Below are 15,193 nucleotides of genomic sequence, written 5' to 3'. Positions count from 1 at the left end.
GTTAATTATTGTACACAAGACACTTAATATTTAAACATTTGTGCCTTTACATAATTTGGGTATTTTTACTTCATGCGCGACGATATTCCCGAATTGCAAAAAAGAATATACGGTGGTGACGCACAAGCATTTAAAGAATTATACGATTGCTTCTGTACGCCATTGCTGCAGTTAGCCCTGGCCATTGTTCATCACAGGGAAATGGCGGAAGAAATAGTAGCAGACGTGTTTATTGCCGTATGGAAAAAAAAGGAAGGCCTCTATCAGGCAAGTAACCTGAAATGGTATCTCTATGCGGCCACCCGCAACATTGCGCTTAACTATCTCCGTAAATATGCGCATAAAAAAACGCTGCAGCTGGACGAAGCCTATTTATTGGAATACGAAATCAACCCGGAGCTGCAACTCATTAGCAATGAAATGGTACAGCATATCAATAAGGCTATCAATGAGCTCCCACCGCAGTGCCGCCTCATTTTCAAACTAGTGAAAGAAGATGGGCTCAAATACAGGGAGGTAGCCATTCTACTGAATATCTCCATAAAAACCGTGGAAAACCAGGTAGGCATCGCCCTGAAAAAGTTAACCAAAATGAAAGCATTTCTTATCACTCCACTACCCGGCGACCAGTAATTTTTTTTCAAAAAAATTTACTGCCCTTTAGGGGTATTCTCTCCTTCCTGTTGTCTTATATCCCTGAGCGTCTTTATTCCACCATTTTCAATGATATTATGAGCAACGACCGTATATGGATATTACTTGGCAAACAGCTTAGCGGCGAAATTGCCCCGGCAGAACTGTCAGAACTGGAAGCATTGCTGAAAGATGATCCGGAGATGGCTGCTTCCCGCGACCTTGCTGCAGCCATCTGGCAGACACCCATACAGGAAATGACGATCGCTCACAGCAGTAAAGAAAGTATATGGGATACCGTGAATCCGCAACTCCACGTACGCCGGCGTTACCTCACATTGCGCAGGCTGGCGACAGCAGCAGCCGCGGCCGCCGTATTCACTGCCGCCTGGATCGGATGGCAACATATACACACCAACACGCCTGTATTGCAACAACTCAGCGCTGCTCCCGGTGGAAAATCCAGGGCAGTGCTTCCCGACGGCTCCATCGTATGGCTCAATTCCAATACACAACTCCATTACAACAAGAACAGCTTTGGCAAACAATACCGGGAAATCACCCTCACTGGTGAAGCCTTTTTTGACATTGCAAAAAGTGAAGGGGTGCCCTTTATTATCCATGCAGGAAAAATAAGTATCCGTGTACTTGGCACCACGTTTAACGTGAAAGCCTATACGAGCGACAGTGCGGTGTTCACTACACTGGTCAGCGGAAAAATTGCGGTGTCGTTCCAGGGAAAAACGGTTGTGCTCCAGCCTGAAGAAAAACTAACGGTACCCATCATCCCACAGGCAACCATTTTTCAGCAACAACACCTGGAAAAAGACAGCAGTGGCCAACTCCGGGAAATATCCTGGTTAAATAACAAACTGGTGTTTGACAATGAAACCTTCAGCGACCTGGCGGTTAAAATGAGCCAGTGGTATGGCGTCACTTTTCATTTCGAATCCCCCGACCTGCAACAACTGCGCTTTTCCGGCATCATAGATACAGAATCAATAGACGAAACGCTGAAAATGCTACAGCTATCAAGACCCTTCCATTTCCGGATCAACGGGAAAGAAGTTCATGTTAGTAACTGATACCGTATTTCTCATCTTCAAAAAAATAAATACCATGACATAAAAAAGACTACACATCCATTTATTCTACTTTCCTTCACCCTCTTATATTCCATGTTATGAAAACAATGTTCATATGGACTTTTAATAAAAGTCTGCATAGCGGGCTACCACGTCTACTCATCCTGGCCCTGCTGTTTACCGGCATCATACCCGCTTACGCCACCTCTGCCACTCAGGAAAAGATCAGCATCTCCCTGGAGAAAGTCAGCATTAAAACCGTGCTGAAAACCATTCAACAAAAAAGCCACTGCCGGCTTATTTACAACGACGACATCCTCCCGGAAAAACCGCCTGTGTCCATTCATGCAGAAAACGCCACCGTAGAACAAGTGCTGGCTCAAACGTTTACCGGCACGCACCTGCGCTACGCTACAATGGATAACGATGTTATTGTGATTGCATCCGGACCTGTAAACGCCCTTAAAATAAGCGGCACAGTAAAAAATGAACGCGGCGATCCACTCGTTGGGGTATCCGTAAAAATAAAAGGTACCAATATTGGTACCGTCACCAATGAAAAAGGCCACTTTGAATTACAGGCTACCACAGGTGTTACATTGGTATTCACTTACGTGGGCTACGAACAAACCGAAATAGTAAGTACCGCCGATCCACTCAACATTATCCTGAAAGAAAGTGCCAGTGGCCTAAACGAAGTGGTGGTGGTGGGTTACGGCACACAGAAGAAAACGTCTTCAACCGCTTCTGTAGCCGCTGTACAAGGAAAGGAACTGGCGAAATCGCCTGTTACCAACATTTCCAATTCACTGGCAGGAAATATTTCCGGCATTAGCATGCGCCCTAATGGCGGACAACCCGGAAGAGATAATCCTGACATCCATATCAGGGGGATCGCCACTACCGGTAACAATTCACCGCTTATCGTAGTAGATGGTATCATTCGCAATAACATCAACGAAATCTCTCCCAGCTCCATTGCCTCTGTCACCGTATTGAAAGATGCCGCCGCCGTAGCACCCTATGGATTAGGAGGCGCCAACGGTGTAATCCTGATCACCACTAAACGTGGACAAACCGGTATCCCATCACTTTCGCTCAACGCCTATTACGGATGGCAAACACCCACGTACTATCCGAAAATGCTAAACGCGCAGGACTACATGCGCCTGCGTAATGAGGCCTATATGAATGAAAATCCAGGCGGTACACAACAACCTTTTGCAGAAGATTTCATCAAAGATTATGCAAATCAGAACGCCAAAGATCCCGACAAATACCCCATCAGCAATACGAAAGACCTGGTACGTATGCAGGCACCCATTCAAAATTATAACCTGCAGTTAAGCGGCGGTACCAAAGTAGTGCGATACTATGCCGGCCTGGGCTTCCTTAACCAGGATGGTATGTTTGCACCGGTGAATTACAAACGTTACGACTATAACGTTAACATGGAAGTAAGCGCCACTCCTTCCACTACCGTGGCCTTGTCGCTGATAGGCGCCATAGAAAATACCAACAGCGTAGATGCCGCTACCACACCGGGGCAACTGTTCCGGGCCGCCTATAAACTGGTCCCCATTACCAATCTCTATTATAGTAATGGCCTCTGGGGCGAATTTGCCGGCAACTCTCCGGTGGGCATCCTGAATGCCGGATACTCTCATCGCAATGCCACATCGCTGCTCACCACACTTTCCGTAGAACAACAACTGCCTTTTATTAAAGGACTTAGCATCAAGGGGACTTTCAGCTACGACCCCAACGACTTTACGGTTAAAGGATGGCATACACCGTTTTACTTTTATTCACAGAATACAACCACTACCCCTTACACCTATACGAAACAGATATCTACTTCGGAAGGTAACGCCGCCGCCTACACCTGGCTCAACCAGGAGTATTCAAAAAACCAGTACTTTACCTACCAGGGATTCCTCAATTACCATAATACTTTTGGCAAACACGACTTTACCGGGTTACTGGTAGCAGAGGCCCGCAAGAATGATTCCACCGGCTTCTCCGCCCGACGCAATAATTTTGCCGTAAACATCGACGAACTGGGCATGGGCAGCTCCAATAAAAATGACTTTGACAACAACGGGTCTACGCTTACCGGCAGTCAACTTGGATTTGTATATCGCCTGGGCTACATCTACGATCATAAATATCTTTTTGAAGCAGCCGGCCGGTACGATGGCCACTACTACTTCGCGCCCGGCAAACGCTGGGGTTATTTCCCCGCCTTCTCTGCGGGATGGATCGTTTCTGAAGAAAACTTTATGGCAGATCATCTTTCGGTACTCAACTATCTTAAACTGAGAGGCTCCTGGGGTAAGTCAGGTAACCTGGCCGGATCGGCATTCCAGTACCTGAACGGTTATAATTTATATGGCAACGCCTATGCCTTCGGAAACGGTAATATGGTACAAGGCTCCAACATCACCCGGGAAGCCAATCCTAATATCACGTGGGAAATATCCACCAAAACAGACATCGGAATGGACCTCTCCTTATGGAAAGGTTTGCTCACGCTGGAAGCAGACTATTTTCATGAAAGAAGAACGGGTATGCTGCTGCCACCAGCCGTTACCGTGCCCGTTGAATATGGTTTGAATCTTTCTGATGAAAACCAGGGTGTCATGGAAAACCGTGGTATTGAAGTGACGGCTGGAACCAACTACCGTTTTGCCAATGGCCTGCAACTAAACCTGACCGGTAATTTCAGCTATGCGAAAAATAAAATGGTGCAGATATTTGAAACCGCTGCCACCCACGATAATCCTAATCGCAGCAGAACGGGCAGACCTTTCGGCACGCAATTCGGCTATCATTCATTGGGACTATTTTCCCAGTCAGATGATAAAAACCACGATGGTATTATTAACAGCGACGACGGCTACAATGTCACCCAGTTTGGTGTACTGCATCCCGGCGACATCCGTTACGCAGACATTAGTGGGCCCGATGGAAAACCCGACGGAAAAATAGATGCCAATGATGAAACCGTAATCGGCAACCCGGTATATCCTTTCATTACCTATGGTTTTACACCCACTGCATCCTGGAAAGGCTTTGACCTCAGCCTGTTTTTCCAGGGGGCTGCGTTGTCCGGCCTGAACATCCGTGGTTTTCAAACCGTACCCTTTAACAACAATAATAGTAATTCAGCCTATGAATACTATAACAACCACTGGACACCCAACACGCCCAACGCAAGGTATCCACGTGCCAATCAATCACCCTACGCCAATAACACCCAAGGTTCTGATTTCTGGATGATGAAAACAGGCTATCTGCGTTTAAAAACTGCCGTACTGGGATATACCCTTCCTGCCAGGATTTCAAAAGCGATGAAAATGCAGCGCCTCCGCTGTTACTTCTCCGGACAAAACCTGCTCACCTTCAGCAAAATGAAATTCATGGATCCGGAAGTAGGCTATACCGATCTTGAAACAGCCTACCCCAACCAAAAGGTATTTGTGTTTGGACTAAACGTCACTTTTTAGATTCATCCTGTTAAATAAGCTATCATGAAACGATACATCATATTGTTACCTGCGGCCATACTGTTGCTCAGTATCCTGTCTTGCAAAAAGGAATTCCTGGAAAATACCAATAAGTCAAAACTCACCGATGCCATTCAATGGAGTACAGAAGGAAATGCCGACCTGTTCCTCAACGATATCTACAGCGCATTGCCCAACTACTGGAATCAACCGGAAAACCTGGATAACTTCACCGACGACAACGATGCCGGCTTTTACTATACTTCCTATAACTGGAAACAAGGTATCGTAGTCCCTTCTTCGAATGACTACACAATATGGGGAGGCATTACCGGTTCCGGAGATCTCACCAACTGGACAACTACCTTCACCAACATCCGGAAATGCAACACCTTCATTACAGAAGTGCGTAAAAATGCCGGCAACTTTTCACCGGAATGGCTGAACAAGCGACTCGACGAAGCCCGGTTTATCCGCGCTTTCTTTTACAGTGAGCTGTGGATGCACATTGGTGGGCTGCCCATTATTACTACGCCCGCAGAAAGACTTACGATGGACAGCGCTGCCATATACACGCCCAGGAGCACCTTCGCAGCAACCGTTGATTTTATCACCTCGCAACTGGACTCCGTTGTTAAAAACAACTACCTGCCGGCTAAATACAATAAAGGCGATGTAAATACCGGCCGGGCTACAGTGGGCGCCGCACTGGCCCTGAAAGGATGGGTAGAATTATATGCCGCCAGTCCTGCCTTCAACGACGCACAACCCGCCGCAGGCAATGATCCTCACAAGATGGCCGGCTACAATAACTACGACGCCCAACGCTGGGTTAAGGCCGCTGCTACCTTCAAACAATTCATTGACCTTTATGGCAACGGTAAAGCATACGACCTCTTTCCGGATCCATCCGCCATCTGGTACGAAGCCAATAAATATAATTCAGAAGTGGTATGGGATCGCCAGGTAGTGGCCAACATCATGGGATCTTCTTTTGAACAATATGGCGGTCCAGTATGGATCAATGGCGTCTACTACACCTGGGGTAACTACTGTCCCACACAGGAACTGGTAGACCAGTTTTACATGGCCAATGGAAAACCCATCACAGACCCCACTTCCGGCTATGACCCGCAGCATCCCTATGTTGGCCGCGAGAAACGCTTCTACGACTGGATCGTATATGACGGTGCACCGTATAAAATGGACTGGATGGACAAAGCTGATATTATATATACCCGCATTGACAAAGTACATCCTTCCAAAAACCAGATTGATTTTGGAACCGATGACGTAAGTAATACCGCCTATTATTTTAAAAAGCGGCTCAACCCACTGGTACGCCCCGGTGGTGGCGCTGTGAGTGGCGCCAACTTTATTTATTACCGCTACGCCGAAGTATTGCTGGGATATGCAGAGGCACAAAACGAAGCCGTAGGACCCGATGCAACTGTATACAATGCCATCAACCAAATACGGAAACGAGCCAACCTTCCGAATCTCACACCCGGACTATCCCAGGGCGAAATGCGGGCCGCTATTTACCAGGAAAGAAGGGTGGAACTCTGTTTTGAAAACAAACGTTTCTATGATATTATCCGCTGGAAAACCGCCAATACGGTAATGAATGTAGACAAACATGCCATGAAGATCACGAATACGATACCTGATAACAACTCAGGCGTATGGAAATACGAAATTGTGCCGTTGAACCATCCTCATGTATTCACCCAGAAAATGTACCTGAATCCTGTCCCTCAGGATGCCATAGACCGGAATCCGAAACTTGTGCAGAATCCCGGATATTAATGGGCTGCCCGTTTTAAAAGGTTGCAGGAATATCCTGCAACCTTTTTTGTCTCATTCATTTAGCCTGGTATTTTTTAGCATAGGTGAGGTAGTCTCTAATGTCTTTCTCCAATTGTATGGGATAATGATAACCCAACGCTGCAGCCAATTCAATACCTAAATCGTGGCCTAAGTCTGCATAGGCATACAATGCCACCCAATTGTCTTCTATATTGCTTCCTGAAAATGTTGCTTCTATTCGCTTCCAAAGTGCCGGAGGTAAATTTTTCTTAAAAAGCCGGCCATGTTTATTTGTCGTGATATTCCAATTGTGTTTTATGGCTATGTACCATTCAATCATAGGAACTAAATAGTCCGTCCTCATCATATTCTCGGTCATAAATTTTGCGTAGAAAATCTCATCCCGGGCAAGGCATTTTGCCACATAGGTCATATCCCACCAAAAGTCATTCAATACCTGGTTAAACTTTTGCTCCGTTGGTTTCTTAATGATGACCGTTTGATAGGTAGGCGGTTTGATGTTGTTAGTGAGCTGATCTTTGTCTACCAAAACCTTATAGCCTACATCCCAATCTTCTTGTAATGCTTCGTTGTTTACCTCTTCTATAAATACTTTTTTACTATAAAGCTTGAAATCAATTTTTACATAATCATCGTAAAGCACCATCCTCATTGCATGTTTACCATCAAAGGCATCCTCATTTTCCACTACTTTCGACATCACTTTTCCGAAAGTGGAAAGCCAGCCATCATCTGCCAGGAATAAGGCTAAGTCATCAATTACAAATTCAATATCTAAATCGCTGAAATCATCCTGTGGAGCATGGGGATTAGTTAGAGAGCTTGTCAGTAACACCGCCCTTATAGCATTATTTTTAGTTGCCCAATCAATGATATTGTCGAGTTTTTGCGCCCGGTTATTCATTTAAGATCTTGTTAAAAAAATTTAAAACCCTAATATACAGGTATCCTTTTTTAAAGAAAAAGACCCTGCAAAAATTATGCAGGGTCTTTTTCTTTAAACCGTATCGATGCTTATTTCAGTGAAAAAGTTAATGTTCCATAACCCAGTTGATCGTAGCCTCCGCTATTGGGGCCATAATTTCCGCCACCTCCCTCCGGGCGTACTTTCTGGGCGAACCTGGCACAATTTGGCGCTACCAGTCCTTTGCGGTTGACATAGTGATTATACACCAGTTCCCAAACAGGGCGCGTATTTCCCCGGCTGCCGCTGCTGATAACATTCTGTACAACACCTACACAATTGGTATAGGGTTTAAAGGGAACCGAATCACCGAGATTATATGCGGCTACATACTCTGCCCCTTTTAAAAACCGGTTGTTGTCGTAACCATACATATCATCACCCTGATTCCAGGCCATTTCACAAAATGTACCCATCAGGCCAATGCCCAGTGTAGTATGTCCCTGGTCTCGCCCACTCTCCTGCCATTGTCCCAGGCCATCCGGGTGAATAAAGTAAATGGCATTGGTAATAGCACCATTTCCGGCGCCGTGCTTAAAATAATTGATGGCTTCATTATATATGTCCCGGTCATCGCACAGTACCCCCGTGGCCAGGATGGAGTTCATCACGCACAAATCCCAGTTGGCGTAGAAGTGGCTCATACACCTTTCTTTTCTCGCGAGGAAAGCATGATTCATCGGGTAAAAAACCTGCAGCATCATTTTCTGGAACCTGGAGAAATCTCCGGGTGCCCAGCCTTTGTATGTTCTCATGATTTCTGCGGCATTGGCAAACTGGTAACCGTATAACCCGGCAGCCAGGTTCGCATCGTTGTTACCGGCGAGGGCCTTTAGCCTGGCGGACCATGCATTCATGATTTGTACCGACTTGTCGGCATATTGCTTGTCGCCCGAGACCTTCCATCTCAATGCGGTAGCATAGGCCGCAGCAATATCATTATACAGCTGGCCATAGTTCTCATGATGAATACCATCGCTGCCGCGGTAAACGGTATCTGCCGGGTTAGGCTGCCAGCTAAGTGCGCTGTGTGAATTAGCGATTAGCTGATTCCACCCTGATAGCCAGGGCTCAGCGTGGGCATCCACTTTACTTTTCATCCGGTCAAAATCAGACTGTTTATGCAATAATCCAGGGTGCACAAAAACAGTGTCATGATTGTTTAATGGTAATTTCCCGCTGGCATCTGCCAGCTCTTTTTTACAGGATGTCACCACGAAAAATAGTAGTATTCCTCCAATGGTACTTAAATTCATTAATCTCACAGGTTTTTCAATTAAATAAATGTTCAAATGACAATAATAAACGTATACGGAAAAATATAAACGCAGGTTGCCTGACAATATTATCCGGGGAGAAATACTTAACAATGCAATCACAAAGTACTTCCTCCTGCTGTGCTTTATGGCATTAACGTTCCGGCGCTACGGATGCAGGACAGGAAATATATATTATTTGTTTTTGTCTGCTTAAATATTATCTTTGTTAACTAAGATACTTATTTAATTAAGATATATAGTGAAAGAAATTAAGCATAAAGAAGAAATGCTTGGCGCTTTCAGATCTGCCAGCAGGTTATATTCGGACAGCTCCATCCTAATGCATGAAGCAATTGCCAGGAAAGCCGGGCTATCCGGCACGGACCACAAATACCTAGGCCTCATCCTTCAAAGCGGAGTAGTTACGGCAGGAGAATTATCAAAGTTGACCGGGCTAACAACCGGGGCTGTTACAGGCGTAATTGACCGTCTTGAAAAAAAGAAACTTGTCAAAAGGCAATTCGACAAAAGCGACAGGCGGAAGGTAATAATAGTACCCAATGAAAAAGAGGCATTAAAAATGTTAACACCGCTATTTACGAGGCTACAGGAAAAAACGGAAGATTTACTATCCTCTTTTACAGAAAAGGAAATACAAACCATACAACGTTATTTCACGGAGGCATCCGTCATATTGAAAGAAGTAACCCACCAATTAAACAATGACTAAAATGGAAAATATCTCCCAAAGCTATCTGACAAGAGCCGAAATATGGCTTTGCATCACTACTCTCCTCTATTTTCTAATGAATGGGGCGCAGATATTTGAGACCCTGGTATTTGTTCCTAAATGGTCAGATTCCCCACCAGCTAATTTCAAACTTTTATTAGATGGACGAGGAGCAAGTCTGAAAAATTTCTGGATCATTCTTCATTCATTACATGAAGTTACTTTTATACTTGCGATCATTTTCTGCTGGAAAATTGATTTTGCCAGGAACTGGTTGCTGGTGCTGTTTGCCATTCATTTCGCTGTAAGAGCCTGGACACTGGCTTTCTTCGCCCCCAACATCATCCATTTCCAGCAGATAGCGGAAACACAAACAACGGGGCAGGATTTAGTGAGCAGAACATCGCTGTGGCAAACACTCAACTACATCCGGGTAGCCATATTTTTCCTGGTTTCGATGGGCCTCATTCCTTTAATGATCAAGTTATTTAATTTACGTCATTAATCATCGGTGGGTGATGATTGCGGAGCCTGCAAGAAGCGTAAAACATAATTCTTTTTATTTCACAAACAGCATTGCATCTGGCCGACTAATCAACCAGATGCACCTATTCAGATATCAAACATTATCGTGCCTGTATGCTTATTGTATTTGCTGATAAACCCGGCGAAGATATTGTCAGCTGAATATCACCGGCGCGTTGCGTGCTTTTGATAACCACTAATGCACGCCCGTGCCATGCTTTACGCGTGTCACCCACATAAGGATCTGTATCCTTAATATCGGCATTATCTATTCCTGCGATCACACCGGGTCCATCAATACTGAAATGCAGACGGTTTGCTGCATTGGGTTGAAATATGCCATCCGCATCTGTTATTTCAACGGTAACGTAAGTCAGGTCTTGTCCATTTGCGGTTAATGTTTTGCGATCGGCAGTTAACTTCATTTTTGCAGCAGCACCGGCGGTTTGCAGCAATCTTGACTCCACTTCTTTATCATTTTCTACCCCCACTGCTTTCAGCACCCCATTTGTATAAGGAACCGTAAATGTTGCTTTGAACTGTTGCTCGCGGGTAGTTGCTTTCTCGCCTATCAGTTTATCATTGAGGTAAAGCCGGACTTTGGGATATTTTGAATAGACTTCCACCTCAACATTTTTCCCTTCAAACCCAGTCCATGTCCAGCTTTCCCAGGTAGGCCATACCGACCACCATGTTTCCTTGATTTCCAGAGGCGCCGGAGCCGGCTCGCGAACAGCCATGTAAAGTTTCTCCCCGCTATTATATAGCATGCTCCTGTAATGCGAGATGGGCTTTCTCCATCCAACCAGGTCTATATCGCCACAATAAGCCGCATGCCACGGAAAGAGATCATGCTCCCAATGCTCTCCCGGTACTTCTCCCGAATAATACCAACGACCGATTCCTGATTCTCCCAGATAATCCATTGCTGTCCAAACGAAGTCCCCCAGCACATAGTGGTTGTCCTGTACCAGTTCCCAATTTTTAAACGCATCTCTCGGATAGGATTCTGTTTGAACAATTACGCGTGAAGGCACTCTTTTATGATCAGCAGGTGCATTGTATAAATGATAATTGTAACCCGCTATGTCATGTACAGCCATCAGTGAATCAAAGATTTCCCATCCGTTATTTTTCTCTACCACTGCGGAGGTCACCGGGCGGGAAAGATCTATTTTCCTGATATGATCAACCAACATCTTAGCTGTTTTTACCGCTTCCGGCTCCCCTCTCTCCGGTATCTCATTTCCTATACTCCACATTATAATGGAAGGATGATTTAAGTCGCGCTTCACCATTGCTTCTAAATCAATACTCCACCACTTATCAAAATACCGCGCGTAGTCATTTTTATTCTTCCCTATTCTCCAGCAATCAAACGCCTCGTCCATTACCAGGATGCCTAATTCATCGCAAGCTTTTAAGAATGCTTCAGCAGGAGGATTATGCGAAGTTCTTACGGCATTGAAACCGGCAGCCTTCAACAATTCCACTTTGTGCTCCTCAGCACGATCAAAGGCAGCGGCACCCAGGCAGCCATTATCATGGTGCACACATCCACCGTTTATTTTTATTGTTTTACCATTCAGCTGAAAACCATTTTCAGGCGTAAATTTTATGGAGCGAATACCAAAAACAGATTTGGTGTCGTCGATTACTTTTTTATCTTTTAAAACCTGTATTTGCGCCTGGTATAAATTGGGCGTTTCCGGCGACCAAAGTAAAGGATTGGATACAACGATGGTACGGGTAATTTCCTTTTCGCTATTAGCCGGGAGCTCCACTTTTACTTGATCATCACCCACATTTTTAGCATTTTTATTCAGCAGCTGCGTCTTAACTACAATGCTTTGGTGGGTAGTGGTTTCATTCTTGATCAGCGTTTTAACCTGGACGGTAGCCTTTTGGGCAGAAACGTTGGGCGTTGAAACCGCAACACCCCATTGTGCTACATGCACCGGATCGGTCATCAACATCCAAACGTGCCGGTAAATACCGGATCCACTATACCACCGGGTGTTGATCTGCTGCGCATTATCTACCCGTACTGATATAACATTTTCTCCGCCATATTCCAGGTAAGGCGATAAATCATAGCTAAACGATGAATAGCCATATGGACGAATGCCAAGCGATTTTCCGTTAATAAAAACTTCAGCATTCATATAAACACCTTCGAAATAAATCGAAAACTGTTTGCCTTTCCATTCTCCCGGAACAGAGAAGGTTTTCCGGTACCATCCAATGCCTGTAGGAAAATATCCACCGGGACCACCAGTGGGATTTTTAGGGTTTATCGCTCCTTCAATGCTCCAATCGTGCGGTAAGTTCAGGTTTCTCCAATCTTTATCGTTGAAGGATTTTGCTTTGGCGTCAGGGGCATCACCTAAAAAAAATTTCCAGCCGTCATCAAACAATTGTTTCCTTTCAATACCACCGCGAGCGCCATTTTTTGCGAATGGAATACCCGCATTTTTCTGCAGCAATACATGATGGCCTGGTTTCTCCGGCATAACCGTATGGGCATAACATGATGACTGATAAATAAACGCTACAGCCAGTGTCACTACTATCCTTGCTATCTTTTTCATGAAATAGAGTCTTTATAAATTTTTATCTTTCAGAAAATTTCCCGTTTATTACCTGGTGATCACCTCCACTTCTGCATATCCCGCATCCTGATGACCGTTTACCTCCTGCAGGGCGCGAAGCTTCACATAGCGGGCCTTTACCGGCGTAAAGCTTCTCGTTTGCCATACCGGATTGTTCCTGATATTTGGGAATTCTCCTTCATCTGCCAGTTTCCACGCGGTGTTATCCTGGGAAACAAAAAACTGGTATTTTGATGCTGCTCCACTAGTACTGCCCTGATCCGGCAGATATTTGAAACCGCAAAGCTGTTGCTCACTTCCCAGATCGAGCAGCAAATCAACAGGCATTTTCTGATCGTTGTGCTGATGCCACGCGGTTGATGGATTTCCATCCAGGATCAGGCGGGCCTTTTCATCGTTTAGTCCCAGGATTTTCCAGTCCTTCCGGGAGATATCAAACTTCTCCCGGGAGACAGGACTACTTTTTCCGGTGGCTGATTCGAAGGCAATAGCGGCTATCTCCAATTTTCCTGCTGATGGAATGGGGCCGGTGTATTGCTTTGATTGGGGAGTAGGCTGCCCGCCACCCAGTGTGTAATAAACAACCGACTCAGTATCTGCCGGAGTGATTGTTATTTCACCGGACTGATTCCTGGTAATAACAGGAGCAGCCAACATTTGCGGGGCATTATAAATGCCGATAGCCGCAATTACGGGACTACTTTTTGAATCGGTGATATTCAACCGTACCTGCGTTGCCTTTACGGCCGGGAAACGCAGGATTCGTTTATAGCCGATTGTTGTTGCTTTTGCCACCTCTTTCCAGGTTCCATCTACCAGCGCCTCCACTGTGAAGGCTTTCACGCGTTGACCCAGCCGGATATATTCCTGAACCAGGAAACGATTGAAGATGGTGGGCTTACCAAGATCTATCGTCAGCGACGCATTAGTCACGTTGTCATCTGTGGCCCAATAGGTATCCTTACTACTATCAACAGCCATCCCGGCACCAAACGCTTTGGCATTTCCGCGAACATTAGAAGCGTCGGCCTTCCTGTTGGCAGCGAGATTTACGGCAAATGCTTCTTTTACAGCCCTGGCAAGTCCAAGCGCGGCCTTTTCATCATTTGGATGAATCAACCCATTGGGCATGATGGGAAAGTTAAGCAGTAGTGTGCCGTTGCGTCCTTCGGAATTATAATAAGTATCCATTAATTGCGGTACTGTTTTCACCTGGCCATCTTCATGAGGATGATAGAACCATTCTGGCCGGATAGATGTATTAACTTCTGCCGGCACCCAGGAGTCGCCGTTTTCGAGGCCATGATGCAACATATTCCATTCCACCTCACCTTTGGCATTTAGCAAACTCCAGTTCGTTTCGCCCACAACACCACCTTCGGTGCCTACCCATCGCAGGTCTGCCCTATCTCCACCATCGTTCCATATTACGCAGTCAGGTTGAAGCCTGCGGATCAGCTTATAGGTATTCTGCCAGTCATAGTAGGTGGTGCGATCAATGGTACGTGTTTCATTAGCCCCACCATAATATCCTGAACCGCCATTGGCGCCATCAAACCACACTTCGAAAATTGGCCCGTAGTTAGTGAGGAGTTCCGTTAGCTGATTTCTGAAGTAAGTGATATATTCCGGCTTTCCATAATCCGGGCTGTTCCTATCCCAGGGCGATAAATAAATGCCCAGTTTTAAGCCGTATTCCTTACAGGCATCTGCCAATTCCCGAACTACATCTCCATGGCCATTTTTCCATGGTGCATTTTTTACGGAGTATTCAGTGTATTTAGAAGGCCAGAGGCAGAAACCACAGTGATGCTTTACGGTAAGTATAATACCTTTCATCCCAGCTTCTTTGCATATACGGGCCCATTGACGGCAATCCAACTTCGATGGATTAAATAATCCAACATCTTCATTACCAAATCCCCACGACTGGTCCGTATAGGTATTTAGGGAGAAATGGACAAAAGCATAATATTTCATCTCCTGCCATCTCATTTGATTTTCCGTTGGCACCGGGCCAAAAGGTGCTGGTGGCTTTACCTGGGC

Annotated in this window: 10 protein-coding genes; 6 read left to right on the top strand and 4 right to left on the bottom strand. The window is 45.5% G+C overall.

The features are described 5' to 3' along the window. The first annotated feature begins 72 nt into the window (after window positions 1-72). The 4 genes from AC5ZC7_RS10105 to AC5ZC7_RS10090 all read left to right on the top strand — a co-directional run bounded on the left by AC5ZC7_RS10105 (window position 73) and on the right by AC5ZC7_RS10090 (window position 7,036). On the top strand, window positions 73-633 hold the full coding sequence (locus tag AC5ZC7_RS10105; RefSeq protein ID WP_496159429.1) for an RNA polymerase sigma-70 factor: 561 nt from the start codon (window positions 73-75) through the stop codon (window positions 631-633). 98 nt (window positions 634-731) lie between these two features. Then, complete coding sequence (locus tag AC5ZC7_RS10100) at window positions 732-1,718, top strand: FecR domain-containing protein (protein ID WP_496159430.1); 987 nt, start codon at window positions 732-734, stop codon at window positions 1,716-1,718. Window positions 1,719-1,816: 98 nt separating this feature from the next. Continuing rightward, on the top strand, window positions 1,817-5,227 hold the full coding sequence (locus AC5ZC7_RS10095; protein ID WP_496159431.1) for a SusC/RagA family TonB-linked outer membrane protein: 3,411 nt from the start codon (window positions 1,817-1,819) through the stop codon (window positions 5,225-5,227). Between the two features lie 24 nt (window positions 5,228-5,251). Next, window positions 5,252-7,036, top strand: a complete 1,785-nt coding sequence (locus tag AC5ZC7_RS10090; RefSeq protein WP_496159432.1) for a RagB/SusD family nutrient uptake outer membrane protein — start codon at window positions 5,252-5,254, stop codon at window positions 7,034-7,036. 55 nt (window positions 7,037-7,091) lie between these two features. On the opposite strand, the gene AC5ZC7_RS10085 is transcribed toward AC5ZC7_RS10090, so the two are convergent. Continuing rightward, window positions 7,092-7,961: an AadS family aminoglycoside 6-adenylyltransferase gene (locus tag AC5ZC7_RS10085; protein ID WP_496159433.1), complete on the bottom strand. Its 870-nt coding sequence runs from the start codon at window positions 7,959-7,961 to the stop codon at window positions 7,092-7,094. Between the two features lie 110 nt (window positions 7,962-8,071). Beyond that, window positions 8,072-9,277: an alginate lyase family protein gene (locus tag AC5ZC7_RS10080; protein WP_496159434.1), complete on the bottom strand. Its 1,206-nt coding sequence runs from the start codon at window positions 9,275-9,277 to the stop codon at window positions 8,072-8,074. A 262-nt stretch (window positions 9,278-9,539) separates the two neighbouring features. Here AC5ZC7_RS10080 and AC5ZC7_RS10075 point away from each other — a divergent pair, with 262 nt between their 5' ends. Continuing rightward, window positions 9,540-10,010 (top strand): MarR family transcriptional regulator, encoded by a 471-nt coding sequence (locus AC5ZC7_RS10075; RefSeq protein WP_496159435.1) that lies wholly within the window; start codon window positions 9,540-9,542, stop codon window positions 10,008-10,010. Window position 10,011: 1 nt separating this feature from the next. After that, entirely contained in the window at window positions 10,012-10,515 is a 504-nt protein-coding gene (locus tag AC5ZC7_RS10070; RefSeq protein ID WP_496159436.1) for a transposase, read from the top strand. 121 nt (window positions 10,516-10,636) lie between these two features. Here the strand turns inward: AC5ZC7_RS10070 and AC5ZC7_RS10065 are convergent, their stop codons facing one another. Continuing rightward, window positions 10,637-13,126, bottom strand: a complete 2,490-nt coding sequence (locus tag AC5ZC7_RS10065; protein ID WP_496159437.1) for a glycoside hydrolase family 2 TIM barrel-domain containing protein — start codon at window positions 13,124-13,126, stop codon at window positions 10,637-10,639. A 48-nt stretch (window positions 13,127-13,174) separates the two neighbouring features. After that, entirely contained in the window at window positions 13,175-15,127 is a 1,953-nt protein-coding gene (locus AC5ZC7_RS10060; protein WP_511911488.1) for a discoidin domain-containing protein, read from the bottom strand. Window positions 15,128-15,193 lie beyond the last annotated feature (66 nt).

Source organism: Chitinophaga sp. 9-1-y (assembly GCF_059511905.2).
The sequence above is the reverse complement of the archived record's forward strand: the minus strand, read 5'-3'. Positions and strand labels throughout refer to the sequence as shown.

Coding starts and splice junctions, on each gene's coding strand:
- AC5ZC7_RS10105 (WP_496159429.1), top strand. CDS start 73: ATGCGCGACGATATTCCCGAATTGCAAAAAAGAATATACGGTGGTGAC.
- AC5ZC7_RS10100 (WP_496159430.1), top strand. CDS start 732: ATGAGCAACGACCGTATATGGATATTACTTGGCAAACAGCTTAGCGGC.
- AC5ZC7_RS10095 (WP_496159431.1), top strand. CDS start 1,817: ATGAAAACAATGTTCATATGGACTTTTAATAAAAGTCTGCATAGCGGG.
- AC5ZC7_RS10090 (WP_496159432.1), top strand. CDS start 5,252: ATGAAACGATACATCATATTGTTACCTGCGGCCATACTGTTGCTCAGT.
- AC5ZC7_RS10085 (WP_496159433.1), bottom strand. CDS start 7,961: ATGAATAACCGGGCGCAAAAACTCGACAATATCATTGATTGGGCAACT.
- AC5ZC7_RS10080 (WP_496159434.1), bottom strand. CDS start 9,277: ATGAATTTAAGTACCATTGGAGGAATACTACTATTTTTCGTGGTGACA.
- AC5ZC7_RS10070 (WP_496159436.1), top strand. CDS start 10,012: ATGGAAAATATCTCCCAAAGCTATCTGACAAGAGCCGAAATATGGCTT.
- AC5ZC7_RS10065 (WP_496159437.1), bottom strand. CDS start 13,126: ATGAAAAAGATAGCAAGGATAGTAGTGACACTGGCTGTAGCGTTTATT.
- AC5ZC7_RS10060 (WP_511911488.1), bottom strand. CDS start 15,127: ATGAAATATTATGCTTTTGTCCATTTCTCCCTAAATACCTATACGGAC.